This window comes from Microbulbifer guangxiensis (assembly GCF_021729075.1).
Classification (GTDB): domain Bacteria; phylum Pseudomonadota; class Gammaproteobacteria; order Pseudomonadales; family Cellvibrionaceae; genus Microbulbifer; species Microbulbifer guangxiensis.
Genome location: NZ_JAJSAQ010000005.1, coordinates 164,513 through 189,490, shown reverse-complemented (window position 1 = coordinate 189,490; position 24,978 = coordinate 164,513). Strand labels below are relative to the sequence as shown.

Sequence of the window (24,978 nt, the reverse complement as noted above, 5' to 3'; positions counted from 1 at the left end):
ATTTATGCACAATGAAGAGAAAAAACCGGTGAAAAAGCGCTTTATTGCCGGTGCGGTGTGTCCCCGCTGCGGTGAAATGGATACGATCGTCAACTATCGGTTCGACGACAAAAATTATCGCGAGTGTGTGTCCTGTGGATTCAAGGATGAAATACGGATTCAATCCGGCCCGGCAGAGCTGCCAACCCGCGTAAACGAGCGGCGCAGGGAGGAGGCTATCGAGGCTCCGGTAAAAATCCTCGATCCGGACGCGGGCAATAAAAAAGATAAAAAGTAAAAAATACCGAGGAAAACCCGATTGAAGAAGACACTCGGTTTGGTTGGGCTGGGAGTGGGCTTACTGCTTGTGGTCGCTCTCATGGCGGGAGAGTGGCAGCGACGCCAGGATCTGGAGCGCGAGCAGGTGGCATATCTGCTGGCCAGTTGCGTCAACCAGGGCATGCTGTCGCTGTTTCGGCTCCAGGCCAATGACTGGAAGAAAAAGCCCGACTTTCACCGACAGGAGGAAATTTCTCTGCAGGCAGCGGTCGCTGACTTGCCCGGCAAAATTCTGCCCGCGAGCGCCGGGGGTTATTCTCCGCAGGTCGCACAATCGCTGTCCCTCTGCGATGCCATGACGGAAAACAGCATCCGTCAGCACACAACGATTTTTGCCCCCGTCGGTAATCTCGCCGTTGCAGGCCCAGTGAATCCAGCAAGATTGATCGAGGAAAGATCCCGGATGCGTCAAGCGCGGCTGCTGCGCCAGCTACATGTATCGGCGCGTGCTGCTGAGCGCTATCTGGCCGACCTCAAGTCGGACCTCAGCGCGAAGCTCGGGGCCAGCCAGTTCGACCGCAAGACCCGGCAGCGGGTTTTGGCTGAGATCCAGACCGAGGTGCTGGATTTTTACCAACCGGGTGATTTTTCCCGCAGCAGTATCGAGCGCTACATCGCCCGCCGGGAAACGCTGACACAGCTACTGATGGAAAACAGCCGCGGTTACAGTCGGCGCGCGGGGACCCTTTATTTCCATGACCCAGCACTGCGGCGCACGGTAGATAGCCTTACCCGAGCCCTGTCCCAGAGTCATGATGATGTGATCGGCAACTGGCGTCAGGTGGTTCGTCACCAACAGCGGCGTGTTGACCCAGGAGAGGGCATCTGAGGTGAGTTGAATGGGGATTGGGAAAAGAATCAGCGGGCCCCTGAGGGATTGCTGCCCGCCCAAGTTTTTCCATCCTGAGTGCTTCTTGTTGTGAAAAAAACTGTGAGACGAAATCCAGTTCGGGTTTCTAGATGTCGTGATGCGGTCTTCGATACCGCTGTACCCTGCTCCGTCAATGCAGCATCTCGGCCTCCGGCTCGAGCTCCGGAATCAGCAGCCTGATCCGCATCTGCCCGGCAAAATCTGGCCAGCGACCCGGCGTTGCTGAATGGCACTGTCGCGCGAGAATGAGGGCAACCACCCGTTCACTGGCCAGCTCAATATCGTCAAAATCCCGTGCTGCACGCCGGCAGATACGATCCAATACCGTAGCGCGTTCCTCCCCGATCAACTCCCTGACCACCAGGTTGGCCACCTGCGGATCCATCGGTAGCAGCGGAATCCCGAGAGCAAAGTGCAGACGGTCGTTGGCCTCCTCCAGCAACCGATGGCACAGGTAACCGTGGGGCAACAGTGCCTCGAGGGAGAGGGGTTGACCACGGGATAACGACAAACGTTCCGCCCGGGCAAAAGTGCGGCGGAACACACGCCTCAGTATGCGTGTGGAAATACCGGCGGTACGACACAGGCAAACCATCTGCTCGAACCAGTCAGGGAGAGTTTCAAGATAGCGAATGGTAAAGCTGGTCAGGATCAGAACCCCATCACCGTCGGGCAGGCCAATAGTGTGGTGCAGCCCGGGCAGGTTATCGCGCAGGTAATCCCGGAAGCGTCCGTCGCGCTGCTCCCCGGAAATGGAGTCCTGGATGATGCTATGAAGGGAATGGTATTCGTCTGGTGTCATCTAACGGTATGCTCAACACCAGAACCCTCTTGCCGCTTTGGTTTTGCCATTCAACTGATCGCGATGCGAATACATCCTGGTGCTGAGTGGGTCCACGTATTATCGCTGGCCGAAGAAACCGGTATCGCTCTTTTCAGATCCACTGGTTTTTCCAAGTGTAGTAGTAAAAATAGAGGATCAATCCGATAGAGCGTGCGCTGAACCACAAAAAAAGGCTGAACCAAACGCCATGGTTGCCCCATTGCTGTGTGAGCCACCAGGCCGGAAGAAAAACCAAAGCAGTGGCTATGAACATGGTGTCCCGCATCTGCCGACTTTTGCCTGCACCGATAAAGACACCATCGAGCTGATAACACCAGACAGCGATTAGAGGCAGTGCACAGAGCCAGGCATAAGTTCGGGTGGCCTCGGCGAGTACCGAATCCAGATCAGTAAACAGTGGCAGCAGCAGTGGCTCGCTCACAGAGAAAAACACGGTGATGGCTACAGCGGTACCGAGTGCCCAGCCTCCCGCACTGCGAACCGTTGCCCGAAACTGCGCGCGCGACCGATGAAAAATGGCATTCCCGACCAGTGCTTCGGTGGCATGGGCAAAACCGTCCAGTGCATAAGAAGTCATCATCAATAACTGGACCAGAATCGCGTTGGCCGCCAGCACGTCGTCGCCTTGCGCGGCTCCCTGTGCCGTAAAAAAAGCGAACGTGAACAGCAACAGCAGAGTACGCAGGAACAGGTCGCTATTGATGCGCAGCAGTTCTGCCCAGGGCCTGGAATCCTGCCATGGCAAGAGGCCCGGCAGGCGTATTTTCTCTAACAGGGCGCCGGGCATTCCGGGTGCGATGCGTCGCAGGAGCCGGATACCTAGTGCAAACGCAACAATGTCTGCACAAACGGTTGCCAGGGCAGCGCCGCGTGCACCCAGCCCCATTCCAATGATGAACAGCACATCCAGGGCGATATTCAGCAGGTTGGCGGCCAGCAGGAGGTAGAGGGGAGCACGGCTGTCCTGCCGGCCGATGAAGAACCCCAGCAAGGCGAAGTTGGCCAGTGCCAGCGGGGCGCTCAACAGACGGATCTTCAGGTAGGCTTCGGCATGCGGGCCCGCCTCGGCGCTGGCATTCATCCACTCTACCGCGTGGCCGAGCAATGGCCAGGCCAGAGGCACCAGCAGCAGCCCGAGCGCGATGGCCAATAGCAGCGCCCGCAGCAGCCATTCTTCACCACCGTCTGCGTTCCGTGCCACCAGCCCTGTCGTTCCCATGCGCAGAAAACCGAAAGCCCACAGCAGCATGCTGATGACAGCAGCACCAATAGCCACTCCGGACAGGTATTCGGCCGTGGGGAGATGACCGAGGATTGCCGTGTCCACCGCGCCGAGCAGCGGTACCGAGATGTTACTCAGGATCATGGGCCAGGCGAGGTCCCAGACGCGTCGATGGGGGCTGGCAGAACATTGTGACCGGGACATGGATCGTGGACTTAAGTTGGCGGATTAATTGACTTTTTGCTGGCGATGTGTTCCTGTTGAAGCTGCAAGTAGATGCAACAAAACAGGTTGTTGGTTGTACCTTCCGGACGACGACATCTGAAGTAAAATCTTTAACGAAGAATAACAAGTTGCACTGAAGGCAGTATCGCGGGACCCCCTCCCGCCCAGTGTATGTAGTCTTGTGTTACTACAGCATGTCCACAACGAATGTGTGGAAAAGCCCTGTGACCGGCATGCCCGGACACGGCGACTCCAGTTATCCGTGCGCAGCCAGCGGCTGAAGATAATAATCACGACTCTCCATTTGGGGTGCGTGACCGCGACAGTGCGTCCTGTGAAGTACTGACCGAGGTCAATCTCCGGCTGGGGGGATCGCTATACACGGAGATCTGTAGGCGATGTTGAGAGGCTTCAATCGGCTGTTCGCCTTGATGGCCGCGGCGCTGCCGGCCAGCACCGTTCTGGCGGAAGAGAAGGCACCGGAACGCTGGGGGGTCAATATGCCCCGGGGGGTTACCGAGGTCGCCCAGACCACCTATGACCTGCACATGCTGATCTTCTGGATCTGTGTCGCCATCGGTGCCCTGGTGTTCGGTGTGATGTTCTACAGCATGTGGCGCCACCGCAAGAGCAAGGGCTACGAGGCGGCCCAGTTCCACGAGAGTACGGCGGTGGAGCTGGTCTGGACCATCATCCCCACCGTGATCCTGATCCTGATGGCGATCCCCGCCACCAAGACTCTCTACGACATCTACGATACCGAGGAGGCCGACCTCGATATCATGATCACCGGTTACCAGTGGAAGTGGAAGTACGACTATCTGGGGTCGGATGTTTCTTTCTTCTCCAATCTCTCCACCCCGCGCGCCGAGATCGATAACCAGTTGCCCAAGAACAGCAATTACCTGCTTGAGGTGGATGAGCCGGTCGTGGTTCCGGTGGGCAAGAAAGTGCGTTTCCTGATCACCGCCAACGACGTCATCCATGCGTGGTGGGTGCCGGATCTGGCAGTGAAAAAAGATGCGATCCCCGGCTTTGTCAACGAGGCCTGGACTCGCGTCGAGGAGCCGGGCATCTACCGCGGCCAGTGCGCCGAGCTGTGCGGCAAGGATCACGGCTTTATGCCCATCGTGGTCAAGGCAGTGCCCCAGGCCGAGTACGTCCAGTGGCTCGATCAGCGAGCGGCCGAGGCGGCCAAGATGCGCGAGCTCACGGAAAAGACATTCACCTTTGATGAGCTATTAGCCCGCGGCAAGGATGTGTACGACCGCAATTGCGCGGCCTGCCACCAGGTGAACGGGCAGGGTGTCCCGCCCACCTTCCCGGCTATCGCCGGTTCCGCGATTGCCACTGGCCCGATGAAAGAGCACCTCGACATCGTGGTGCACGGCTCGCCCAAGAACCCGGCGATGCAGGCCTTTGGTCCGCAGCTCTCCGAGGCGGATATCGCGGCGGTGATTACCTACCAGCGCAACGCCTTTGGCAATGATATGGGCGATACCGTGCAGCCCATCGACATCCTCAATTTTAAGAATAACCAGCAGTAAGAGCCGAGAGGAAAAAGAGTTATGGCACACGGCCCCCAACCCGGATTGTCCCGGTGGCTCTATACCACCAACCACAAAGATATCGGCACCATGTACCTGTGGTTCAGCTTCGCCATGTTCCTGCTTGGCGGCTGTATGGCGCTGGTGATCCGCGCTGAGCTGTTCGAGCCCGGCCTGCAGATCGTGCAGCCGGAATTTTTCAACCAGATGACCACCATGCATGGCCTGATCATGGTGTTCGGTGCGGTCATGCCCGCATTCGTGGGCCTGGCCAACTGGATGATCCCGATGATGATCGGGGCTCCGGATATGGCCCTGCCGCGCATGAACAACTGGAGTTTCTGGATCCTGCCATTCGCATTTGCGATGCTGGCGTCGACCCTGTTCATGGAGGGTGGTGCGCCGAACTTCGGCTGGACCTTCTATGCACCGCTGTCGACCGAGTACGCGCCGCCAAGCGTGACCTTCTTCATCTTCTCCATCCATATCATGGGTGCCTCGTCGATCATGGGTGCGATAAATATCATCGCCACCATTCTCAATATGCGCGCACCGGGCATGACCCTGATGAAGATGCCGCTGTTCGTCTGGACCTGGCTGATCACCGCCTACCTGCTGATTGCGGTCATGCCGGTACTCGCCGGTGTGGTCACCATGATGCTGATGGATATCCACTTCGGTACCAGCTTCTTCAGTGCTGCCGGTGGTGGTGACCCGGTGCTGTTCCAGCACGTGTTCTGGTTCTTCGGTCACCCCGAGGTGTACATCATGATCCTGCCGGCCTTCGGCATCGTGTCAGCGATCATCCCGACGTTCGCCCGGAAGCCGCTGTTTGGCTACAGCTCGATGGTGTACGCCACCGCATCCATCGCGTTCCTGAGCTTTATCGTCTGGGCCCACCATATGTTTACGGTGGGCATGCCGATCGCCGGCGAGCTGTTCTTCATGTATGCCACCATGCTGATCGCGGTGCCCACCGGGGTGAAAGTGTTCAACTGGGTCACCACCATGTTCCGTGGTTCGATGACCTTTGAAACCCCGATGCTGTTCGCGGTGGCCTTCGTGATCCTGTTCACCATCGGTGGATTTTCCGGACTGATGCTCTCCATCGCACCGGCGGACTTCCAGTATCACGATACTTATTTCGTGGTAGCCCACTTCCACTATGTATTGGTGCCGGGAGCAATTTTCTCCATCACCGCGGCGGTCTACTACTGGCTGCCGAAGTGGACCGGCAATATGTACAACGAGACCATGGGCAAGGTGCATTTCTGGCTGTCCTTCATTGGCCTGAATGTCACTTTCTTCCCCATGCATTTCGTGGGCCTGGCCGGTATGCCGCGCCGCATCCCCGATTACGCCCTGCAGTTTGCGGACTTCAACCAGATTGCCAGTGTCGGTGCCTTCCTGTTCGGCGCCTCCCAGCTGGTATTCCTGTTCAACGTGATCCGCACCATCCAGGGCGGCAAGAAGGCGACTGATGAAGTGTGGGAGAACCCGGAAGGCCTCGAATGGACTGTGGCTTCACCCGCTCCCTACCACACCTTCAGCACGCCGCCGGCGGTCCGCTGAGGAGTAACGGGAAATGGCCTGGAGTGAGAATGCAAAGGTCACCGGAAAGCTGCTGGCGTTCGCCGTCAGCATGCTGGCCTTTGCGCTCTTTGTCATGCCACCGCTCTACGATGCCTTCTGTGAAATCACCGGGCTCAATGGCAAGACCGGGGCAAAGTATGAGGCGGTGCCTGCGGGCGTGGATACGGAGCGGCTGGTCACGGTCCAGTTCATCGCCAGCAACAACGAGAACATGCCGTGGCGTTTCCGCCCCAGTGTGGTCTCAGTAAAAGTGCATCCCGGGGAGGCCATGGACACGGTCTTCCTGGCGGAAAACCCGACCGGGAAATTGATGGTGGGCCAGGCCATCCCGAGTGTCGTGCCCTTCAAGGCGGCACAGTATTTCCACAAGACGGAATGCTTCTGCTTCAACCAGCAAACGCTGGCGGCGGGTGAGCGTGCAGAGCTGCCGCTGCGCTTTATCGTCGACCCGGACCTGCCGCCGGGCGTCAATACCATTACCCTTTCCTATACGCTGTTTGATGTCACGGAAAGAGTTTCAGTCAATCGCGAGTTCGATAACAAAAGCACCGACTCCGAGCGAGAGGGATAAAAAAGACTATGGCCACCGAAAGCAGCTATTACGTACCCGAGCAGTCACGGCTGCCCATCTTCGCCACTATCGGCCTGTTCCTGATTGCGTTTGGCGCAGCGAACTGGATCAATGGAGGCAGCGCCTACATATTCTTCGCCGGATCCCTGGCCATGGCCGCTGTGCTCTGGTTCTGGTTCTCCACGGTGATCCAGGAGAATATGGCCGGGCTCAACAGCGACCAGCTCAAGCGATCCTATGTCTGGGGTATGGGGTGGTTCATTTTTTCCGAGGTGATGTTTTTTGCCGCCTTCTTCGGGGCCCTGTACTACATCCGTACCTTTGCCCTGCCGTGGCTGGGTGGTGAAGGGGACAAGGGCAGTTCGAACATGCTCTGGCAGGGTTTCGAGAACACCTGGCCGCTGATGGTCACCCCTGACGCTGCAGTGCATGGCGATGCGGCCAAGATCGTCGGCCCCAAGGCCATCATCGATCCCTGGCACCTGCCGCTGATCAATACGCTGATACTTCTGGCCTCGAGCTTCACGGTACATGTGGCCCACGTCTACCTGAAGAAGAACAAGCGCAATGCCTTCAACCTGTGGCTGACCATCACGGTAGCGCTGGGTTTCGCATTCCTATATTTTCAGGCGGTGGAGTACTATGAGGCTTACAAGCACCTGGGCCTGACCCTCGAATCCGGTATTTACGGTACGACCTTCTTCATGCTGACCGGTTTCCACGGGGCACATGTCACCCTGGGCACCATCATGCTGTTGATCATGCTGTTGCGCTCGGTGATCGCGCAGCACTTCAGGCCGGACGACCATTTCGGCTTTGAGGCCGCCAGCTGGTACTGGCACTTCGTGGATGTGGTCTGGGTGGCGCTGTTTATCTTCGTTTACGTCCTGGGCGGCTAAGGCGCTCCAGGATTGGAACAGCGCGGGCCCGGCCCGCCTGTTTCCCGCGCCGACAGTCAGTATTTATTGGCCCAGGGCGCGGTGTTGGAGAGGGTGCCGCTTTCGAAGCCATACCAGATGGCCAACAGCAGCAGCGCCGCGAGGGAGATACGGATACCCAGGGCATAGAGAGTGCGCTTGGATTGCGGTGCGCCCATATCACGCAAGAGAAAAAAAAGTGCGCTGGACAGGCTGACCAGCACGGCGAGAAACAATAAGACGATCAGGACTTTCAGCCACATATTCATTCGCCACTTGATGTAGGTGCCTGCAGTAAAGGCTAGACGGCATGACAGTAAACCATACCCCGGCGCGGTCACAGACTGGCAGTGTAGCATTGATCCGCAACTGGCCGGTCACCTTCCTGAGCGCCGGTCTCCTGCCCCTCCTGCTCGCCCTGGGATTCTGGCAACTGGACCGTGCGGACGAGAAAGCGCAAATCCTGGCGACGATCGATGCGCGGCTCTCAGCACAGCCGAAAAACCCCTCTGAACTCACTGCCGTGGAGCCGTTTATCCCGGTGCGCCTGATGGGTTTCTACACCGGCGAACTGTTCTATCTCGACAACCGCACTCGCGACGGCCAGGTGGGTTACGAAGTCCTGCAGGTATTCGTCTCCGGCGGTAAACGCTGGTTAGTAAACCGCGGCTGGGTACCAGCGGGGGAGGACAGGGCGCAGGTGCCCGCGGTGGCCTGGCCGCTGGCCGCAAAATGGATCACCGGGTTTCTCCATCCTGCCGACGCTGAAGGGCCCGCTGCGCCCATGGACATGGAGTTTGAAACCGGTGCTGGTGTCGAACCGGAACGCCTGCAGCGGATACAGGCAGTGGCAGCGGATCTGCTCGACAGGCTTGAACTGGAACAACCTGACTGGACGATCCGCCTCAGTGCGGATTCCGATACCGCCTTGCGCACGGGCTGGCAATTCGTCAACGGTGAACCGGCAAGGCACAGGGGTTACGCTTTTCAGTGGTTTGCGATGGCGGCTGCCCTGTGTATTCTGTGGTTGATCGCCGCCAGCAATATTCCTGCGGTGTTGAAGAAGAATAATTACAAGAGAGGAAACGGATCGTGAGCCAACAGTCTCTAGCGGCAACCGCCGCCGGTGGCGAGGGACGGGAGCGTAAAAGTGCCCTGGGTCGCCTGCAGGGGATTTCCCTGATCGCCGCGGTCGCCCTGCCCATCGTCGCCGCCTATGTCGTCTACCACACCGGCCTCGGCATGCCCGATGGCACCATCAACCAGGGTGAATTGATCCAGCCACCGGTGGACGTTGGCAGTATCACACTGGACGAGCGCACCGATACGGGAGAAAGCCTCTCATTCTCGCTGGATACGGCACCACCCAGATGGCGTTACCTGATACTGCCGGACGGTCGCTGCGAGTCTTCCTGCGAAAACCTGCTTTACACCAGCCGTCAGGTCCATATTCGCCTGGGGGAAAAGTCGGATCGTGTCGAGCGGCTGCTGCTCACCCCGGAACCGCTGCCGGAAGAACGGTGGGCGGCCATCGTCGCCCAGCACCCGCGCCTGCGCTTTGTCACCGCCGATGCCTCGACACTGCAGACCTTGCGCCGCAACAGCGGCCTGGTGATGGCCGACGGCCCACAAGCCTTGCTGGTGGATCAGGAAGGTTTCGCGATGATGCGTTACGGCAATGAACACACTGGCAACCAGATACTGAAAGATATCAAGCGCCTGCTGAAGTACTCCTACGAGCAGTAAACGGGGTAACGGGGTAATGAGGTAAGGGAGAGAGAGATGGCGAGACAACCGAGGGCAGCACAAGAGAGCGCAGCCCATACTGACTGGCGCCTGCGCCTGGCTTTGGCTGGAACCCTGCTGGCTGTGGTGGTGGTCGTACTTGGTGCCTTTACCCGGCTGGTGGATGCCGGTCTCGGCTGCCCGGACTGGCCCGGTTGCTACGGCCACCTGACCTGGCCTGACGAGGAGCATGAAATCCTGCGGGCCAACGAGGCCTTCCCTCATGCGCCGGTCGAGTTGGATAAGACCTGGCCGGAAATGGTCCACCGCTATTTCGCCGGCGGCCTTTTATTGCTGGTCGGTGGCCTGACAGTGCTGGCGTGGCGTCGCCGGGGGCAGCGTGCCTTCAAGCAGACGCACTTCCTGCTGGCGCTCATCATCCTGCAGGCGGCGTTCGGCATGTGGACCGTGACCCTGAAGCTGTGGCCGCAGGTGGTGACCGCGCATCTGCTCGGTGGAATGGCGACCCTGTCCATGTTGTGGCTGATTGTCGAACGGCTGCGCAACCGCGGCCGTAGCATTCCGGTGCACGAATACCGCGCGCTGCAGAGGATCCGCCCGCTTGCCATCGTGGCAGTGGTGGCGGTGGTGCTGCAGATCGCCCTGGGTGGCTGGACCAGTTCCAATTATGCCGCGCTGGCCTGCGCCGATTTCCCTACCTGCCACGGTGAGTGGTGGCCGCAGACGGACTTCCAGCAGGGTTTCAATATTGCCCAGCACATCGGCCCCAATTACCTGGGCGGCGCACTGGAGAGTGATGCGCGCACCGCGATCCATGTGACCCATCGTATCGGCGCACTGCTGGTCAGCCTGCTGGTGTTGACGCTGGCCGCCCTGGCGTGGCGGGCCGGCTCGCGGCGCTGGGCCGTGGGGCTGGCGGGCGTCCTGGCGCTGCAGGTGGGGCTGGGGATTGCCAATGTGGTGATGTTCCTGCCGCTGCCGGTGGCGGTTGCCCACAATGCCGGCGCCGCCCTGCTGCTACTGGGGCTGCTCACATTCTGCTACCGGATCCAGACGGTGCAGCCGGCAGCCCGCCAAACCTAGCAGCCCGTGAAGGGTGCCCGGTGACCATCAATAACAATAACGAGGTAAGACCATGAGCACACAAACTGCCGTACTGAACCGGACCAGCTGGCGGGATTACTACGAGTTGACCAAGCCGCGGGTCGTCATGCTGATGATCCTCACCTCGGTGATCGGGATGCTGCTGGCGGTGCCGGGAATGGTGCCGCTGGATATCCTGCTGTTTGGCAATCTGGGCATTGCGCTCTGCGCTGGCAGCGCCGCAGCCGTCAATCATCTTGTCGATCGCCATATTGACATCAAGATGGCGCGCACCAGCAACCGGCCGGTGGCCCGTGGCCGGGTGGAACCGCAGCGCGCGGTAGTGTTCGCCCTGGTGCTTGGCTGTGCCGGCATGGCGATACTGCTGGTGTTTGTCAATGCGCTCACCGCCTGGCTCACGCTGTTTTCCCTGCTGGGCTATGCGGTTGTCTATACCATGTTCCTGAAGCGGGCGACGCCGCAGAATATCGTGATTGGCGGCATCGCCGGTGCTGCTCCGCCGCTGCTCGGCTGGACCGCGGTCACCGGCGAGGTCAGCGGCCATGGTCTGTTGCTGGTGTTGATTATCTTCGCCTGGACGCCACCGCATTTCTGGGCGCTGGCGGTGCACCGCCGCGACGATTACGCCAAGGCCGATATTCCCATGCTGCCGGTGACCCATGGTGTCGCCTATACAAAGCTGCATATCCTGCTCTACACGTTCATCCTGTTTGCGGTCACTTTGCTGCCGTTCGCCACCGCCATGCTCGGCTGGCTGTATCTGCTGGGCGCCGTGGTGCTGGGGCTTGGCTTCATTTACTGGGCGGTGGAAATGCTGCGGGATCGCAATCCTGACGCGGGCATGGAGACTTTCCGCTATTCCATCATCTACCTGATGGCACTCTTCTGCATCATGCTGCTCGACCACTACCTGATCGCGGTGTAAGAAATGGACAAGACTGTCGCTGATACCCAGCAAAAAACGCCAGAACAACAGCGTGGCATCCTGATCACAGTGGTGGTGCTGGTGCTGTTGATGCTCGCGGTGCTTGCAGGTTTTCTCAACAAGATGGGCCAGCCCCGCATCATCACGGACGCTGAACTGCAGGCCAACGGGGCCATCGAACTGGAGCGCCCGCGGATACTGGATAGCTTTACTCTGTTGGCCGATAGCGGCGAAGACTTCAGTACCGATGAATTCGCAGGCCGGTGGTCATTGGTGTTTTTCGGTTTTACCCACTGCCCGGATATCTGCCCGACCACCATGGCGACACTGAACAACTTCTACCAGACATTGGATGAGGAGACCCGTGCGGACACGGACATCGTGCTGGTGTCGGTCGACCCGAAGCGGGACAGGCCGGAAAAGCTCCACGATTATGTACGCTACTTCAATCCTGATTTCCGTGGGCTGACCGGAGAATTCCTTGCTCTGAAACGTTTCGCTAACCAGTTGAATGTGCCCTTCAACAAAGTGCCGCTAGAGGACGGTGGTTACACCGTGGATCACGGCTCCCAGGTGGTGTTGATCAACCCCCGCGGGCACTACCACGCCTTTTTCCGGGCGCCACTGGATCCGGCCAAAATGAAATTGACCTATCGCTCCATCCGCGCGACATACAACGGATGAGTGGCAGGACGGCGTTGCGATAGCTTTCGCCGGTGGACTGATACTGACTGCCGACATGATGGAGGCCCATGCCAGAATCCGGCTCCGCTCTATCACAGATACGACTGATGGATGAGAGGCGCATGGCGGTAGAGCAGATTCAGGATCGACCGACGCAGCTGTGTGTTGCTGTCAGCGGGCCCGGCCACAGGCGGGGCGTGCATCAACTGGCCGGAGCCGCGCTGCTGTTGTCAGCCTGCGCCATACCGTTTGGTTGGGTGGGACTGGCAGCGCCGCTGGTGTTGCTGTTTCTGTGTGCCATTGAAGTCACGTCCGGATGGCGCCGCGGCCTGGCGTACCTGGGTGCGGCGGTGGTGATGCTGTTGGCAGCCCTGGGTGTGGTGCCGGGCAGTGAACGAATCGAATTATTGCCCGCTTATACCGATGCCAGCGGTAACCTGATCTCAGCCGGCTTCAACCCGGGCAAGGCTGCCATTGCCACCGGCGTCCTGGCGTTCATGTTGCGTCGAGGGAACTGGCTCTGCGGCACCGACCTCCGCCATGTCCTCCTTGCCATTGTCATTCCCTCATTGTGCGGGCTGGCTCTGTTTGGCCTTTCGCCCAAATTTGCCGCTGTAATACTGGCTGCTCTGTTGATCAATTTCCTGGTGGTCGCCATCAGTGAGGAAGCTTTCTTCCGCTGGATCCTGCAGCGTGGCGGCGAGAGACTGCTGCCCGCTGCCCACTGGCTCATCGCCCTACTGGTGACCGCACTGTTTACATTTCTCCACACCGGCTGGGCCGCTTCCGCTCCGGCATTGATCGTAGTCGCCGTCGCTGGACTCACCTACGCATGCCTCTGGTGGCGAACCCGCAATTTCTGGGCCTGTGTGCTGGCCCATGGCGGCATCAATGGTGTGCATATGTTTCTGTTGCCCTATCCACTGCCCGCCTGAATACAGGTCAGCCCGCCGCGCCGGCATCAACCTGAACCAACCCACACTACACTCCGTATGATTAGCAGTCAGGGCATTCAGCAGACGGAATTCGCCACCGATGTTCACACTCTTTTATGATGGCCGTTGCCCACTGTGCATGAAGGAAATCGCCTACCTGCGGCGGTGGAACAAGGCCGGGCGGGTGCGTTTCGTGGATATCCACAGCGAAGCTTTCCGCCGGGAATTTCCGCAGTTGGGATTCGACGACGTCATGCAAACGCTCCACGGGCAGCTTGCAGACGGACGCATCATCACCGGCTACGAGGTTACCGTGGAGGCCTGGGAGCGGGTGGGAAAGGGCTGTTGGGTGCGCTGGTTGCGCTGGCCCGGTGTACGCCGGCTGAGCCCGATACTTTACCGCCTCTTCGCCCGCAACCGACATGGACTCGCCGCACTGCTGACCGGCCGGAGCCGCTGCGAAGCCGGAGATTGCCGCAAAGGCCAGGGGGAATAGTTGGAAACATTTCAGTACTGGAGTGCCAGCGATCTGGATGACCTGGAACAGCGCTACCGGGTCAACCTGGTCAACAGCCTGTCGGGCTTCAAGAGTGCCAACCTGATCGGGACCATCGATCCCGCGGGCGTGACCAACCTGGCCATTGTCAGCTCCGTCGTCCACCTGGGCGCCAGTCCGCCACTGATTGCCTTCATCAACCGCCCCGATACCGTTGAGCGCCACACTCTGGACAACCTGGCGGCGACTGGATGGTTCACCGTCAATCAGGTGAACGTGGATTGTTGGCAGCAGGCCCACCAGACCTCTGCCCGCTACCCCCGTGCGGTGTCGGAGTTTGAACCGACCGGGCTCACCGCTGAGTTCAGCGAAACCTGCCCGGCGCCCTATGTTGCCGAGAGCCGCCTGCGCTACGCCTGCCAGGTGGTCGAGGAACAGCGCCTGGCTGTGAACGGCACCGTGATGGTGATCGGTCGCATTGCCGAACTGCAGATCGCGGGGGGTGCGGTCGGGCGCGATGGCTATGTCGATATTGAGGCCCTGGGAACCGTCGCCGTGAGCGGGCTCGACAGTTATCACCGTACCCGGCGCCTCGGTCGTCTCAGCTACGCAAAACCGGGGGCACCGGCACGTCGCATTGACTGAGAGGGAAGGTTGCCCCTGACGCCAAGGGCGCCCGGAAACTGATCGTCGTGACCGTATTCGCCGTAGCCATCAACTACTGTGTTAGCAAACGGCACATTGATGTGCCCGTAGGGGGCTACTGGCCGTGAAAAACCTGTTCGACAGATTTGCCCGCTCGCGCCGGGCGCGGCGACTGGTCGGCTGGGTGGGTGTGGCACTGGTCATCCCGTTTGCAGTCTGGGTGCCGCTGTCAGCGCTGCAGGTGGTGCCTTCGATGGTGGAAGTATTCGGTGTGCCGGGCTTGAGGTTTCCCGCCTCGGTGGTGATCAGTGGACTGCTGATCGCGGCCATCGGGTTCTGGGATTACGACAACTACTGATCGCAGTTCTACGGGGAGTGCGCATGTTCAAACTGTCGGATCTGTTTATCCTGCTGGCCGTGGCGGTGTCCTTCATCCTGTCCGGATACCTGTGGTTTAACGGCTACAAGGAGCAGGGCATTTTCACCGCTCTGTGGGTGCCCAGCATCCTCTGCTTCGGGATCTACTTCAAGGTGTCAGCACTGCTGGCCAGGAGGAAGTAGGCATGTCCGAAGGATTATTGCTGTCCATCGCCATCGGCGTTTTCATCATGCTGTTGATCGGCATCGCGCTGACCATCTACGAATTCCACAAGGCCGGTACTGAGCCGGCCGAGGAAATCCGCAAAAAGTCCGACAAGCCGGGACGCTGACCGGGTCAGTATCGCTGTGGCCGGGCCTGGGTGGCGAGGAACAGCATGGCGGCGGCGAGCACGATCGAGGGGCCCGCCGGGGTGTCCCAGAGCACGGAAGCCAGCAGGCCCAGCACTACGCACAGGCCGCCGATCAGTGCCGCCAGCAGTGCCATGCGCTCGGGCGTGTCGGCCAGCCGCCGCGCAGCTGCGGCCGGGATGATCAGCAGGGCCGTGATCAGCAGAATGCCCACCACCTTCATGGCGATGGCAATCAGCAGCGCCAGCATCAGCATCAATGCCAGGCGCACCCGTTCCACAGGCACGCCTTCCACTGCGGCCAACTCTTCGTTGAGGGTAAACGCCAGCAGCGGCTCCCACAGATAAAACAACAGGGCAGCGATCAGCCCACCGGCCGCGGCCATCAGCACCAGGTCGGAGGGGCTCACCGCCAGCAGGTCACCCAGCAGCAGGGCCAGCAGGTCCGCGTTGATATCGAACAGGCTGACCGTGACGATACCCAGCGCCAGCATGGAGTGGGACAGAATGCCCAGCAGCGTATCCACAGAAAGCCTCTGCCGACGCTGTAGATAGACCAGCAGTAAAGCCAGGCCACAACAGGTCGCGCCCACCGCCAGTGTCGGCTGCAGGTGCAGCAGAAAACCGAGCGTGACCCCGAGCAGCGCCGAGTGGGCCAGGGTATCGCCGAAATAGGCCATGCGCCGCCAGACCGCAAAGCACCCCAGAGGCCCGCTCACTGCGGCCACCACCAGGCCCGCACCGAGTGCGAGCCACAGGAACTGGCTGCCGAGGACTGCGATGAGTTCACTCATTGCCCGACCCTCGGCTACCGCGCTCTCGCTTGTTTTTGCTCTCGCCGCTGTGGTCGTGCCGGCATTGGTGGTGTTCGGGCAGGATATCGCCGCCGAGATCGTGGGCGTGATTGTGCTGGTGGGTATAGGGCGCCAGCTTGTCGCCGAACAGCTCCAGGTAGGCGGGATCCCGGCTCACCTGTTCCGGGTGTCCGTGACAGCAGATATGCTGGTTGATGCAGAGTACTTGGTCGGTGGCTGCCATCACCATGTGCAGGTCATGGGACACCAGCAGCACGCCGCAACCCAGTTCGTCGCGCAGGGCGGCGATCAGCTGGTACACCTCGCCCTGGCCGCTGACATCGACCCCCTGGGTGGGCTCGTCCAGCACCATCAGTTCCGGTCTGCGCGAGGCGGCCCGGGCCAGCAGCACGCGCTGCATTTCACCGCCGGACAGGTCCGCCAGACGCGCGTTGCACAGCTTTTCCGCCCGCACCCGCGCCAGCGCCGCATCCGCCTCGGCCCGGGGGATGCCGGGCTGGCCCAGCTGCAGGAAGCGGCCAACCGACATCGGCATGGAGGCATCCACGTGCATGCGTTGTGGCATATAGGCGAGGCGCAGCCCCGGCCGGCGATGGATCCGGCCGGCAGTCGGGCGGTTGAGCCCCAGCAGCAGGCGCAGCAGGGTGGTCTTGCCGGCGCCGTTGGGTCCGATGACCGTGACGATCTCCCGCGCCCGCAGCTGCAGGGAGATGTCGTGCAACAGGGTGCGGCCGGCGACCTCGAAGCTCAGATTTTCGGCGGTAATCAGGGGGTCAGTAAGGCTCAGGGGACGGCTCCGCGATCTGCGTGGCGATGGAAAACGGCGCTGTACGCCGGCGGTCTGCCCGCACCGGTCTGGCGGGCAAAGGCCGGCTGTGATTATATCGCACTTTTTTCGCCGGCCCCGACCTTCGGTTTTCGCGGGCCCTGCATTACCGGATACCGATGATTGTCACCAAGCGTTTACACACCCTGCTGGTCAGCGTGGTTCTCCTCGCGGTTGCCGCCTGTGCGGAAAAACCTTCACCGGAAGCTGGCACTGTGGTGGTCAGTGTGCGGCCGCTCGCGCTGATCGCAAAAGAGATTGGCGGCGAGGCACTGGAAGTCCACGAACTGATTGGCAATGGCGACCCACACCACTACGCACCGTCGGTCGCTGACCGGGCGCTACTCGAACGTGCAGCGCTGGTGGTGTGGCTGGGCCCGGAGATGGAATCCGTACTGGCGAGACAGCTGGCTCAGGTTCCACAGGCGCGCCAGCTGGCGTTGCTGGGGGAGGGCGGTTATGAGATGGCCGGCGCGTCCCCCCGCGACCCCCACGTGTGGCTGCGCCCGCGCAATGCCGCCATCATCGGCGCGCGGATGGCTGAACGCCTCGCTCGGCTGTATCCCGCAGAGGCAGAACACTTCCGCCGGCGGGCGCGGGATTTTTCCCGCGAGATGGCCAACCTGCAGAAAGTGCTCGATCGCGCCTTGTGGGCCTATCGTGACGTGCCCATTGTGGTGACCCACGATGCCTACGGGCACTTCTTTGGTAACGCGGGTGTGGTCACCCGTGCCCTCGGTGGCAGCGGAGGCGAAAACCGCCGCGGCGCGCGCACGCTGCTGGAGCTGGGCGATATGGGCGATGGCTGCCTGTTCGGTGAGGCGCCGGCGAATGATCGCGACCGCCAGCTGGCGGCCAACCTGGGGCTGCGCTACGTGGCGCTTGACCCGCTCGGCAGCGCCCTTGCTGCGGATGCCCGCTATGCCGACCTGATCGAGCGGCTACTCAGCGATGCCCGCCGCTGTCTCGGCGAGGTGCCGGACCGTGCCCCACCGGAGGAGCGGAAGGCGCCGTAACGCTGGGCGTTATCAGGACGCCTCTTCGCGGTCCTCTTCCCGGTCATCGCCGCGGGCCGCCTCGCGCTCCTGCCGCAGGCGCTCGGCCTCTGCTTCGGCACGGGCGCGCTCTTCCCGCTGTAACAGCTGATCCAGGTGGCCTTTGTGCCGCCGCAGCAGTGACTGCTTTTGCTCACTCTTGCCGGCCTTCATCAGGCTGGCGGCTATCGACTCGACCAGCAGTGACCGCTCCCGCTCGGCGGCGCCGGGGTCGGCGATGTCGGTTACCTCCAGGTATTCCATCGGACCCGGTGCATTCACCGGCGCATCGATTGCATCGGCCATCACCGGTGCAGCGGCAAGCCACAGGCTGCAGGAAAACAGCACACACTTCATGATCACATCCCTCTCCAGACTCCGCCCCCGAACGCCTTGACGCGCCGTGGGCGATCACTGCCAACTTCCTACAAGCCTAGAAGTGCTGGGAGAGATTGCCGGAGTTGCTGCGGTGACTGCCCCGCTTCTGTCGCCGGAGCGAGCGAAAAAATCCGATCGCGGTTATCCTGTCGCGCAAACACAGAACTCACGAAATCATTCCAGTATTCGGATCGTTATGAGCAATACCGCGCCCAATGCCGCGCCGCTGATCCTGGTGGACGGCTCCTCCTATCTCTACCGCGCCTTTCACGCCCTGCCACCCCTCACTACCAGTGACGGGCAGCCCACCGGGGCCGTGCGCGGTGTGATCAGCATGTTGCGCCGTCACCTGAAGGAACATCCGGACAGCACCGTGGCAGTGGTGTTCGATGCCAAGGGCAAGACCTTCCGCGACGAGCTGTTCGAGGACTACAAGTCACACCGCCCGCCAATGCCGGACGACCTGCGCGCGCAGATCCAGCCGATCCACGACATCATCGATGCCATGGGCCTGCCGCGGCTGGTGATCGAGGGCGTCGAGGCCGATGACGTGATCGGTACCCTCGCCCTGGAGGCCCAGAAGCAGGGCCAGCAGGTGATCATCTCCACCGGTGACAAGGATATGGCACAGCTGGTGCGCCCCGGCATCACCCTGGTCAACACCATGTCCAATACGGAGCTGGACAGCGACGGCGTGCGCGACAAATTCGGCGTCGGCCCGGAGCTGATCATCGATTTCCTCGCCCTGATGGGCGACAAGTCCGACAACATCCCCGGTGTTCCCGGTGTCGGGGAAAAAACCGCCCTGGCGCTGCTGCAGAACCTGGGCAGCCTCAAGGACATCTACGCCGACCTCGACGCCATCGCCCCACTCGGGTTCCGCGGCAGCAAGACCCTGGCCAAAAAGATGGAGGAGCACCGCGAGGCCGCGGAGCTGTCCTACCTGCTCGCCACCATCAAGACCGATGTGGACATGCCCTACCAGCCACAGGACCTGCACAACGCCGAGCCGGACCGGGACAGGCTCATCGAACTGTTTGGCGCGATGGAGTTCCGCAGCTGGCTAGACGAGCTGAGCGGCGGGGAGGGCGCCGCCGAGGCCATGAAGGAGGCGGTGGAGCGCGAGTACGAGATCGTTACCGAGCAGAAGGCATTCGACGCCTGGCTGGAAAAACTGAAAGCCGCGGAGATCTTCGCCTTTGATACCGAAACCACCAGTCTCAATTACATGCAGGCCAAGCTGGTGGGGGTGTCCTTCGCCGTCGAGCCCGGCAAGGCGGCCTATGTGCCCCTGGCCCACGACTACATGGGGGCTCCGCAGCAGCTGCCGTTCGAGGAGACGCTGGCAGCCCTGAAGCCGCTGCTGGAGGATCCCGCACAGAAGAAGGTGGGGCAGAACCTCAAGTACGACAGTCATATCCTCGCCAACTACGACATCCAGCTCCGCGGCATCGCCCGCGACACCATGCTGGAATCCTATGTGCTGGACAGCACCGCCAGCCGCCACGACATGGACAGCCTCGCCCTCAAGTATCTGGGTGAGAAGACCGTCCACTATGAGGATATCGCCGGCAAGGGCGCCAAGCAGCTCACCTTCAACCAGATCGAGCTGGACAAGGCGGGGCCCTATGCCGCCGAGGACGCCGATATCACCCTGCGCCTGCATCACGAACTGAGCGGTCGGCTGGCCGGGATCCCGAGCCTGGAGAAAGTCCTCGACGACATCGAGATGCCGCTGCTGCCGGTACTGGCGCGTATGGAGCGCAACGGCGCCTACCTGGATGCGGCTATGCTGGCAAAACAGAGCGCCGAGCTCGAGCAGAAGATGCGCGAGGCGGAGCAGAAGGCGTTCGAGGAGGCGGGCGAGGAGTTCAACCTCGGCTCCACCAAACAGCTGGGCCAGATCCTGTTCGAGAAGCTGGGGATCCCGGTGATCAAGAAAACCCCCAAGGGCGCCCCTTCGACCGCCGAAGCGGTGCTGCAGGAGCTGGCCCACGACCACGCCCTGCCGGCGCTGATCATGGAATACCGCGGCCTGGCCAAGCTCAAGAACACCTACACCGACAAATTGCCGCAGATGATCGACCCGGGCAGCGGCCGTGTGCACACTTCTTACCACCAGGCGGTGGCGGCCACCGGGCGGCTCTCCTCCAGTGATCCCAACCTGCAGAACATCCCCATCCGCAGTCCAGAGGGCCGCCGCATCCGCCAGGCGTTCATAGCGCCGCCGGGGCGCGTGATCATCGCCGCCGACTATTCACAGATCGAGCTGCGCATCATGGCGCACCTGTCCGGGGACAAGGGGCTGGTGGATGCCTTCGCCCAGGGCGCCGACATCCACCGCGCCACCGCGGCGGAGGTGTTCGATGTGCCGGCGCAGGAGGTTTCCGACGAGCAGCGCCGGCGCGCCAAGGCGATCAATTTTGGCCTGATCTACGGTATGTCTGCCTTCGGCCTGGCGCGGCAGCTGGGCATTCCCCGTGGCGATGCACAGACTTACATCGATCGCTACTTCGAGCGCTATCCCGGCGTGCTGCGCTATATGGAAAACACCCGCAAGCAGGCGGCTGACCGGGGCTATGTGGAAACCCTGTTCGGCCGCCGCCTGTACCTGCCGGATATCAATTCCCGCAACGGCGCCCAGCGCCAGGCCGCCGAGCGCACCGCCATCAATGCGCCCATGCAGGGCACGGCCGCCGATATCATCAAGCGCGCCATGATCGAGGTGGATGCCTGGCTGAGAGGGGAGAAGCTGCAGGCCAAGTTGATCATGCAGGTGCACGATGAACTGGTGCTGGAGGTGCCGGAAGGTGAGGTGGAAACCATCCGCGAGGGGCTGATCGGCCGCATGCAGGGGGCCGCGGAGCTGGATGTGCCCCTGATCGTGGACGTGGGGCAGGGCAGCAGCTGGGATGAGGCGCACTGAGCACCCGCACCTGCCATGGCAGGAACTCGCAGCTGGCGGTGAATCTGCCGCCAGTTTTGGCATTTTTTTACAGACTTGGGGAACCGCGGACGATAAGGCCGCTCTAAAAAGGCAAGATCGTTGGAATGCGTCATCATCCCCCAAGGAAGTCAGATGTTAGCCCCGGAGCTCCCCCAAGCCCGGGGTTTTTTTTGTCCGCGATTTCTGTGCCCGGCCAGCCACCAGTTCAGAGCCGGGCGGCATACTCCTGTGCCACGGCCAGGTAACGCGCGGCCTTGTGGCGCCACTTGTCCGGTTCCGCCACTTCCCCGTCCAGCAGGTGCGCGCCGGCAAGCTGGCCACGCAGCAGTGCCCGATAGGCACGGTAGAAGATCGACAGCTGCTGTGGCGGTTCATCCGCGCAAGTGTCCGCGTAGGTCTCGCGGATGAACCCGGCCAGGTCCGCGCGCCCCTGCATCTCGCATTCCAGTGACAGGTAGCCGACTTCATCCACCGGATCCACACAACGCAGGTCGCGATCGAATTCCAGGCAGTCGATGATCTGCGGTGGCGTGGTCAGGAAGCAGTGTTCCGGGCGCAGGTCGCCGTGTCCCTCGAGGATGTGCCCGTGCTCGGCCCGACTGGCGAACAGGGTGGACTCGCTGTCGACAAACTGCAGCAGCCTGGAGGTGAGTGGATTGACCAGCCGTGGATCCAGCTCCAGCGCCGGCAGCAGCAGCTGGCGCCACAGGGCGCCGATCTGGCGGCGAAAATGCGCCAGGTACTGCTCCCCGGTCATCGGCACCGGCGCACTGTTGCGGTAGAAGCCACACAGGCGCTGGAGCAGCGGCGCGAGTTCGGTTGTGGTAACGGATGCCATACGCCGCGCCAGGCACTCGCCGTCCGGCAGGCGCCGCATCTGGACCAGCCACTCCACCGCCAGCCCCTCGTCGCCGCCCAGCTGCAGTGTCCCGGCGGATGTCATGCGCAGTGCCACTACGCCCAGGTAGACGTCATCGGTAAGACGCCGGTTCAGTCGCACTTCCTCGCTGCAGACCCCGTAGCGCTTGTCCAGGCTGCTGAAGTCCAGGTAGCTGCTGCGCACCGGTTTCTTCATCTTGTAGGCGTAGTCATCGGTGAGAAAGACCCGGGCCATATGGGTTTCCACCAGGGTGACGTGACGGGTGTTGCCGCCATAACTGGCGGAGTCGAGCAGGAAGCGCGTTTTCTCTTCCAGGTCGGGGCGGCTCGGCGGTGTCGGGCTCAGGGTCACGGTCATGGGGCGCTTTCCGGGCAATTCCGTTTGCTAGTCTAGTTTTATCCTTGGCAAAGCAACCCTGCGGGGTGTTCCGCTGTGATGGAACCCTTCTCTGACCGCACCGAAGCCGGCCGACGCCTGGCCCAGACGCTCACTGATCTCGCTGGGCGAGATGACGTCATTCTGCTGGCACTGCCGCGGGGCGGGGTGCCCGTGGGCCTGGAACTGGCCCGTGCCCTCCGGTTGCCGCTGGACCTGATGCTGGTGCGCAAACTGGGGGTGCCGGGCCACGAGGAGCTGGCCATGGGAGCCGTCTCCGCCAATGCCAGGGTTCTCAATGACAGTGTCCTTGCCAGCTGCGGCATCAGCGAGGCGGCATTGGAAGAGGAAACCCTGGCGGAGCGGCAGGAACTTGAGCGCCGCTCCCGGCGTTACCGTGGTGACCGGCCACCACCGACCCTGACCGGCAAGACCGTGGTGCTGGTGGACGACGGGATTGCTACCGGCGCCACCATGGAGGCGGCTGCCCGTGCCGTGCGGGCAGAAAAGCCGGCGCAACTGATCCTCGCGGTGCCGGTTGCGCCCCCGGATGCCCTGCAGCGCTTTGCTCCCCTGGTCGACCGTATCGAGTGCCTGATGAGCCCGCAGGCCTTCTGGGCCATCGGTGCCTGGTACCGGGATTTCTCCCAGCTGACCGACGAACAGGTCATCGAGCAGATGGGCGAGGCAGAGAGCCTCCCGGGGGCCGGCAATGCCTAGCGGACAACCTGTTAACGAGCGTGAAGTCACCGTCGATGCAGACGGTGAGCCCCTCGACGGATTCCTCACCCTGCCAGAGGGCAGCCATACGCTGGTGCTGTTTGCCCACGGCAGTGGGAGCAGCCGCTTCAGCCCCCGTAACCGGGCTGTGGCCGCGGAACTGAATCGCGCCGGCTTTGGCACCTTGCTGTTCGACCTGCTGACGGCGGAAGAAAACCGCATCGACGAGCAGACACGGGAGTTCCGCTTCGACATCCCGCTGCTGGCCAAACGTTTGACCGGGGCGCTGGACTGGGCGCACCTGCAACCGGACCTGGCCCAGCGCCACTACGGCCTGTTCGGCTCCAGTACCGGTGCGGCGGCGGCCCTGATCGCGGCGGCACTGCGGCCCACGCTGGTGCGGGCAGTGGTGTCCCGCGGCGGCCGGCCGGATCTGGCGGGCCAGGCGCTGCCGCGGGTACAGGCCCCGACACTGCTGGTCGTCGGCGGGGAGGATCACCAGGTGATTGAACTCAACCGTGAGGCGGCCGCCGCCATGGGGCAACCGCCGGATCTGCAGCTGGTGCCGGGCGCCACCCACCTGTTCGAGGAACCGGGCACGCTGGACCAGGTGGTGCGCCTTGCCATCGACTGGTTCGACACCCATCTGCGCTGACATGTCCAGCGGCAACCTGTGCGTCTTCAGCCTTGAGGCCGGGGCAATCCTGGGGGATGCCGTGGCGCGTGAGCTGGGGACCGAGCGATCGGCCCATGAAGAGCGGGATTTTTCCGATGGCGAGCACAAGCTGCGCCCCCTCGAGGACGTCGAGGGAGCAGATGTGTTCGTCGTGCAGTCCCTTTATGGTGACAACGCCAGCAGTGTCGATGACAAGCTCATCCGCTTGCTGTTCTTCATCGCCACCCTTCGGGATGCCGGTGCCCGGCGGGTGACGGCGGTCGTTCCCTACCTTTGCTACGGCCGCAAGGATCGTCGCACCAAGCTGCGCGACCCGCTATCGAGCCGCTACCTGGCCGGCCTGTTCGAGGCCATGGGGGCTGACGCGGTGGTGACGCTGGATGCCCATAACCAGGCAGCGTTTGAAAATGCCTTCCGCTGTCGCACCCTGCACCTGCAGGCTCAGCCGCTGTTCGTCGACTTCGCCGCAGGGGCGCTGCAGGCTGAAGAGCGCCCGCTGGTGGTGGCCTCGCCGGATGTGGGCGGCGTCAAGCGCGCCGAGGCGCTGCGCTCGGCCCTGGGCGAGAGGCTACAGCGGCCAATTGGTCGCGCTTTTGTGGAAAAGTACCGCAGCGGCGGCCAGCTCAGTGGCGGGACGCTGGTGGGTGATGTGCGCGACGCGACGGTGCTGGTGGTGGACGATCTGATCTCCGGTGGGGGCACCATCGAACGCGCCACCGCGGCCTTTCGGGATGGGGGCGCGGCGCAGATCTTTGTGGCCGCCAGCCACGGTCAGTTCAGCGGTGGAGCGCGGGACAAGCTCGCGGCCCTGCCGCTGGAGGCCATCGCCGTGACCGACTCGCTGCCGCAACCCGCGGCTCCCGGTCCGATCACCGTGCTCTCCTGTGCGCCGCTGGTGGCGGAGGCGATTGGCCGCCTGCACCGTGGCGGCCCCGCCTGTGAGCTGAGCCTCTGAG

Annotated in this window: 29 protein-coding genes; 22 read left to right on the top strand and 7 right to left on the bottom strand. The window is 61.9% G+C overall.

The genetic code is table 11. The annotated features are described in order from the left end of the window. The first annotated feature begins 4 nt into the window (after positions 1-4). Together LVD12_RS12760 and LVD12_RS12755 are read left to right on the top strand one after the other, a co-directional pair. A complete protein-coding gene (locus LVD12_RS12760; protein WP_237068111.1) occupies positions 5-277 on the top strand; it encodes a YheV family putative zinc ribbon protein in 273 nt (90 codons plus the stop codon). Between the two features lie 21 nt (positions 278-298). Then, positions 299-1,147 (top strand): hypothetical protein, encoded by an 849-nt coding sequence (locus LVD12_RS12755; RefSeq protein ID WP_237068110.1) that lies wholly within the window; start codon positions 299-301, stop codon positions 1,145-1,147. Positions 1,148-1,319: 172 nt separating this feature from the next. On the opposite strand, the gene LVD12_RS12750 is transcribed toward LVD12_RS12755, so the two are convergent. Both LVD12_RS12750 and LVD12_RS12745 read right to left on the bottom strand, forming a co-directional pair. Beyond that, positions 1,320-1,991 (bottom strand): hypothetical protein, encoded by a 672-nt coding sequence (locus tag LVD12_RS12750; RefSeq protein ID WP_237068109.1) that lies wholly within the window; start codon positions 1,989-1,991, stop codon positions 1,320-1,322. Between the two features lie 133 nt (positions 1,992-2,124). Further along, positions 2,125-3,399 (bottom strand): MATE family efflux transporter, encoded by a 1,275-nt coding sequence (locus LVD12_RS12745; protein ID WP_237068108.1) that lies wholly within the window; start codon positions 3,397-3,399, stop codon positions 2,125-2,127. Positions 3,400-3,878: 479 nt separating this feature from the next. Here LVD12_RS12745 and coxB point away from each other — a divergent pair, with 479 nt between their 5' ends. From coxB to LVD12_RS12725, 4 genes are read left to right on the top strand one after another with little or no spacing between them, the layout of a single operon-like run. Further along, positions 3,879-5,027, top strand: coding sequence for a cytochrome c oxidase subunit II (gene coxB, locus LVD12_RS12740; RefSeq protein ID WP_237068107.1), 1,149 nt, complete (start codon positions 3,879-3,881; stop codon positions 5,025-5,027). A 21-nt stretch (positions 5,028-5,048) separates the two neighbouring features. After that, complete coding sequence (ctaD, locus tag LVD12_RS12735; protein ID WP_237068106.1) at positions 5,049-6,599, top strand: cytochrome c oxidase subunit I; 1,551 nt, start codon at positions 5,049-5,051, stop codon at positions 6,597-6,599. A 13-nt stretch (positions 6,600-6,612) separates the two neighbouring features. Then, the gene (locus LVD12_RS12730; RefSeq protein ID WP_237068105.1) at positions 6,613-7,191 is read left to right on the top strand and encodes a cytochrome c oxidase assembly protein; all 579 of its coding nucleotides are present in this window, start codon (positions 6,613-6,615) and stop codon (positions 7,189-7,191) included. 8 nt (positions 7,192-7,199) lie between these two features. Then, positions 7,200-8,090: a cytochrome c oxidase subunit 3 gene (locus LVD12_RS12725; RefSeq protein ID WP_237068104.1), complete on the top strand. Its 891-nt coding sequence runs from the start codon at positions 7,200-7,202 to the stop codon at positions 8,088-8,090. A 56-nt stretch (positions 8,091-8,146) separates the two neighbouring features. On the opposite strand, the gene LVD12_RS12720 is transcribed toward LVD12_RS12725, so the two are convergent. Then, the gene (locus LVD12_RS12720; protein ID WP_237068200.1) at positions 8,147-8,371 is read right to left on the bottom strand and encodes a DUF2909 domain-containing protein; all 225 of its coding nucleotides are present in this window, start codon (positions 8,369-8,371) and stop codon (positions 8,147-8,149) included. Between the two features lie 47 nt (positions 8,372-8,418). Between LVD12_RS12720 and LVD12_RS12715 the strand changes: the two genes are divergently transcribed. From LVD12_RS12715 to LVD12_RS12665, 11 genes are all read left to right on the top strand, one after another. Next, positions 8,419-9,204, top strand: a complete 786-nt coding sequence (locus tag LVD12_RS12715; RefSeq protein ID WP_237068103.1) for an SURF1 family protein — start codon at positions 8,419-8,421, stop codon at positions 9,202-9,204. Continuing rightward, positions 9,201-9,854: an SCO family protein gene (locus LVD12_RS12710; protein WP_237068102.1), complete on the top strand. Its 654-nt coding sequence runs from the start codon at positions 9,201-9,203 to the stop codon at positions 9,852-9,854. The genes LVD12_RS12715 and LVD12_RS12710 overlap by 4 nt, the downstream gene beginning before the upstream one ends. 36 nt (positions 9,855-9,890) lie before the next feature. Continuing rightward, the gene (locus LVD12_RS12705) at positions 9,891-10,937 is read left to right on the top strand and encodes a COX15/CtaA family protein (RefSeq protein WP_237068101.1); all 1,047 of its coding nucleotides are present in this window, start codon (positions 9,891-9,893) and stop codon (positions 10,935-10,937) included. Positions 10,938-10,989: 52 nt separating this feature from the next. After that, positions 10,990-11,883, top strand: coding sequence for a heme o synthase (gene cyoE / locus LVD12_RS12700; RefSeq protein WP_237068100.1), 894 nt, complete (start codon positions 10,990-10,992; stop codon positions 11,881-11,883). A 3-nt stretch (positions 11,884-11,886) separates the two neighbouring features. Next, a complete protein-coding gene (locus LVD12_RS12695) occupies positions 11,887-12,567 on the top strand; it encodes an SCO family protein (RefSeq protein WP_237068099.1) in 681 nt (226 codons plus the stop codon). 107 nt (positions 12,568-12,674) lie between these two features. Then, a complete protein-coding gene (locus LVD12_RS12690) occupies positions 12,675-13,502 on the top strand; it encodes a CPBP family intramembrane glutamic endopeptidase (RefSeq protein ID WP_237068098.1) in 828 nt (275 codons plus the stop codon). 100 nt (positions 13,503-13,602) lie between these two features. Continuing rightward, on the top strand, positions 13,603-13,998 hold the full coding sequence (locus LVD12_RS12685) for a thiol-disulfide oxidoreductase DCC family protein (protein WP_237068097.1): 396 nt from the start codon (positions 13,603-13,605) through the stop codon (positions 13,996-13,998). Continuing rightward, the gene (locus LVD12_RS12680; protein ID WP_237068096.1) at positions 13,999-14,643 is read left to right on the top strand and encodes a flavin reductase family protein; all 645 of its coding nucleotides are present in this window, start codon (positions 13,999-14,001) and stop codon (positions 14,641-14,643) included. A 124-nt stretch (positions 14,644-14,767) separates the two neighbouring features. Next, a complete protein-coding gene (locus LVD12_RS12675; RefSeq protein ID WP_237068095.1) occupies positions 14,768-15,001 on the top strand; it encodes a hypothetical protein in 234 nt (77 codons plus the stop codon). A gap of 23 nt (positions 15,002-15,024) precedes the next feature. Continuing rightward, positions 15,025-15,204, top strand: coding sequence for a hypothetical protein (locus LVD12_RS12670; RefSeq protein ID WP_069946568.1), 180 nt, complete (start codon positions 15,025-15,027; stop codon positions 15,202-15,204). Between the two features lie 2 nt (positions 15,205-15,206). After that, the gene (locus LVD12_RS12665; protein ID WP_237068094.1) at positions 15,207-15,353 is read left to right on the top strand and encodes a hypothetical protein; all 147 of its coding nucleotides are present in this window, start codon (positions 15,207-15,209) and stop codon (positions 15,351-15,353) included. A gap of 5 nt (positions 15,354-15,358) precedes the next feature. Here the strand turns inward: LVD12_RS12665 and LVD12_RS12660 are convergent, their stop codons facing one another. Both LVD12_RS12660 and LVD12_RS12655 read right to left on the bottom strand, forming a co-directional pair. Further along, positions 15,359-16,165 carry an iron chelate uptake ABC transporter family permease subunit gene (locus LVD12_RS12660; RefSeq protein WP_237068093.1) on the bottom strand — a complete coding sequence of 269 codons (807 nt, stop codon included), beginning with the start codon at positions 16,163-16,165 and terminating at the stop codon, positions 15,359-15,361. Continuing rightward, positions 16,158-16,955: an ATP-binding cassette domain-containing protein gene (locus LVD12_RS12655; protein WP_305080542.1), complete on the bottom strand. Its 798-nt coding sequence runs from the start codon at positions 16,953-16,955 to the stop codon at positions 16,158-16,160. Before LVD12_RS12655 ends, LVD12_RS12660 begins: the two co-directional genes overlap by 8 nt. Before the next feature lie 176 nt (positions 16,956-17,131). Between LVD12_RS12655 and LVD12_RS12650 the strand changes: the two genes are divergently transcribed. Then, positions 17,132-18,028: a metal ABC transporter substrate-binding protein gene (locus tag LVD12_RS12650; RefSeq protein WP_237068091.1), complete on the top strand. Its 897-nt coding sequence runs from the start codon at positions 17,132-17,134 to the stop codon at positions 18,026-18,028. 12 nt (positions 18,029-18,040) lie between these two features. Here the strand turns inward: LVD12_RS12650 and LVD12_RS12645 are convergent, their stop codons facing one another. Further along, on the bottom strand, positions 18,041-18,409 hold the full coding sequence (locus LVD12_RS12645; RefSeq protein ID WP_237068090.1) for a hypothetical protein: 369 nt from the start codon (positions 18,407-18,409) through the stop codon (positions 18,041-18,043). Between the two features lie 211 nt (positions 18,410-18,620). Between LVD12_RS12645 and polA the strand changes: the two genes are divergently transcribed. Continuing rightward, the gene (gene polA / locus LVD12_RS12640) at positions 18,621-21,350 is read left to right on the top strand and encodes a DNA polymerase I (RefSeq protein ID WP_237068089.1); all 2,730 of its coding nucleotides are present in this window, start codon (positions 18,621-18,623) and stop codon (positions 21,348-21,350) included. A 226-nt stretch (positions 21,351-21,576) separates the two neighbouring features. Here polA and LVD12_RS12635 read toward each other — a convergent pair whose 3' ends face one another. Then, complete coding sequence (locus LVD12_RS12635; RefSeq protein ID WP_237068088.1) at positions 21,577-22,608, bottom strand: hypothetical protein; 1,032 nt, start codon at positions 22,606-22,608, stop codon at positions 21,577-21,579. A gap of 78 nt (positions 22,609-22,686) precedes the next feature. Here LVD12_RS12635 and LVD12_RS12630 point away from each other — a divergent pair, with 78 nt between their 5' ends. Genes LVD12_RS12630 through LVD12_RS12620 form a run of 3 tightly spaced genes read left to right on the top strand, consistent with a single transcriptional unit; the run spans position 22,687 to position 24,977 of the window. Further along, the gene (locus LVD12_RS12630) at positions 22,687-23,346 is read left to right on the top strand and encodes a phosphoribosyltransferase (RefSeq protein WP_237068087.1); all 660 of its coding nucleotides are present in this window, start codon (positions 22,687-22,689) and stop codon (positions 23,344-23,346) included. Next, positions 23,339-24,001, top strand: a complete 663-nt coding sequence (locus LVD12_RS12625) for a dienelactone hydrolase family protein (protein ID WP_237068086.1) — start codon at positions 23,339-23,341, stop codon at positions 23,999-24,001. Before LVD12_RS12630 ends, LVD12_RS12625 begins: the two co-directional genes overlap by 8 nt. Further along, the gene (locus LVD12_RS12620; protein ID WP_237068085.1) at positions 23,967-24,977 is read left to right on the top strand and encodes a ribose-phosphate diphosphokinase; all 1,011 of its coding nucleotides are present in this window, start codon (positions 23,967-23,969) and stop codon (positions 24,975-24,977) included. Before LVD12_RS12625 ends, LVD12_RS12620 begins: the two co-directional genes overlap by 35 nt. The last annotated feature ends 1 nt before the right edge of the window (position 24,978 follow it).

Coding starts and splice junctions, on each gene's coding strand:
- LVD12_RS12760 (WP_237068111.1), top strand. CDS start 5: ATGCACAATGAAGAGAAAAAACCGGTGAAAAAGCGCTTTATTGCCGGT.
- LVD12_RS12750 (WP_237068109.1), bottom strand. CDS start 1,991: ATGACACCAGACGAATACCATTCCCTTCATAGCATCATCCAGGACTCC.
- LVD12_RS12745 (WP_237068108.1), bottom strand. CDS start 3,399: ATGATCCTGAGTAACATCTCGGTACCGCTGCTCGGCGCGGTGGACACG.
- coxB (WP_237068107.1), top strand. CDS start 3,879: ATGTTGAGAGGCTTCAATCGGCTGTTCGCCTTGATGGCCGCGGCGCTG.
- ctaD (WP_237068106.1), top strand. CDS start 5,049: ATGGCACACGGCCCCCAACCCGGATTGTCCCGGTGGCTCTATACCACC.
- LVD12_RS12730 (WP_237068105.1), top strand. CDS start 6,613: ATGGCCTGGAGTGAGAATGCAAAGGTCACCGGAAAGCTGCTGGCGTTC.
- LVD12_RS12725 (WP_237068104.1), top strand. CDS start 7,200: ATGGCCACCGAAAGCAGCTATTACGTACCCGAGCAGTCACGGCTGCCC.
- LVD12_RS12720 (WP_237068200.1), bottom strand. CDS start 8,371: ATGTGGCTGAAAGTCCTGATCGTCTTATTGTTTCTCGCCGTGCTGGTC.
- LVD12_RS12715 (WP_237068103.1), top strand. CDS start 8,419: ATGACAGTAAACCATACCCCGGCGCGGTCACAGACTGGCAGTGTAGCA.
- LVD12_RS12705 (WP_237068101.1), top strand. CDS start 9,891: ATGGCGAGACAACCGAGGGCAGCACAAGAGAGCGCAGCCCATACTGAC.
- cyoE (WP_237068100.1), top strand. CDS start 10,990: ATGAGCACACAAACTGCCGTACTGAACCGGACCAGCTGGCGGGATTAC.
- LVD12_RS12695 (WP_237068099.1), top strand. CDS start 11,887: ATGGACAAGACTGTCGCTGATACCCAGCAAAAAACGCCAGAACAACAG.
- LVD12_RS12690 (WP_237068098.1), top strand. CDS start 12,675: ATGGATGAGAGGCGCATGGCGGTAGAGCAGATTCAGGATCGACCGACG.
- LVD12_RS12685 (WP_237068097.1), top strand. CDS start 13,603: ATGTTCACACTCTTTTATGATGGCCGTTGCCCACTGTGCATGAAGGAA.
- LVD12_RS12670 (WP_069946568.1), top strand. CDS start 15,025: ATGTTCAAACTGTCGGATCTGTTTATCCTGCTGGCCGTGGCGGTGTCC.
- LVD12_RS12665 (WP_237068094.1), top strand. CDS start 15,207: ATGTCCGAAGGATTATTGCTGTCCATCGCCATCGGCGTTTTCATCATG.
- LVD12_RS12660 (WP_237068093.1), bottom strand. CDS start 16,165: ATGAGTGAACTCATCGCAGTCCTCGGCAGCCAGTTCCTGTGGCTCGCA.
- LVD12_RS12650 (WP_237068091.1), top strand. CDS start 17,132: ATGATTGTCACCAAGCGTTTACACACCCTGCTGGTCAGCGTGGTTCTC.
- polA (WP_237068089.1), top strand. CDS start 18,621: ATGAGCAATACCGCGCCCAATGCCGCGCCGCTGATCCTGGTGGACGGC.
- LVD12_RS12635 (WP_237068088.1), bottom strand. CDS start 22,608: ATGACCGTGACCCTGAGCCCGACACCGCCGAGCCGCCCCGACCTGGAA.
- LVD12_RS12630 (WP_237068087.1), top strand. CDS start 22,687: ATGGAACCCTTCTCTGACCGCACCGAAGCCGGCCGACGCCTGGCCCAG.
- LVD12_RS12625 (WP_237068086.1), top strand. CDS start 23,339: ATGCCTAGCGGACAACCTGTTAACGAGCGTGAAGTCACCGTCGATGCA.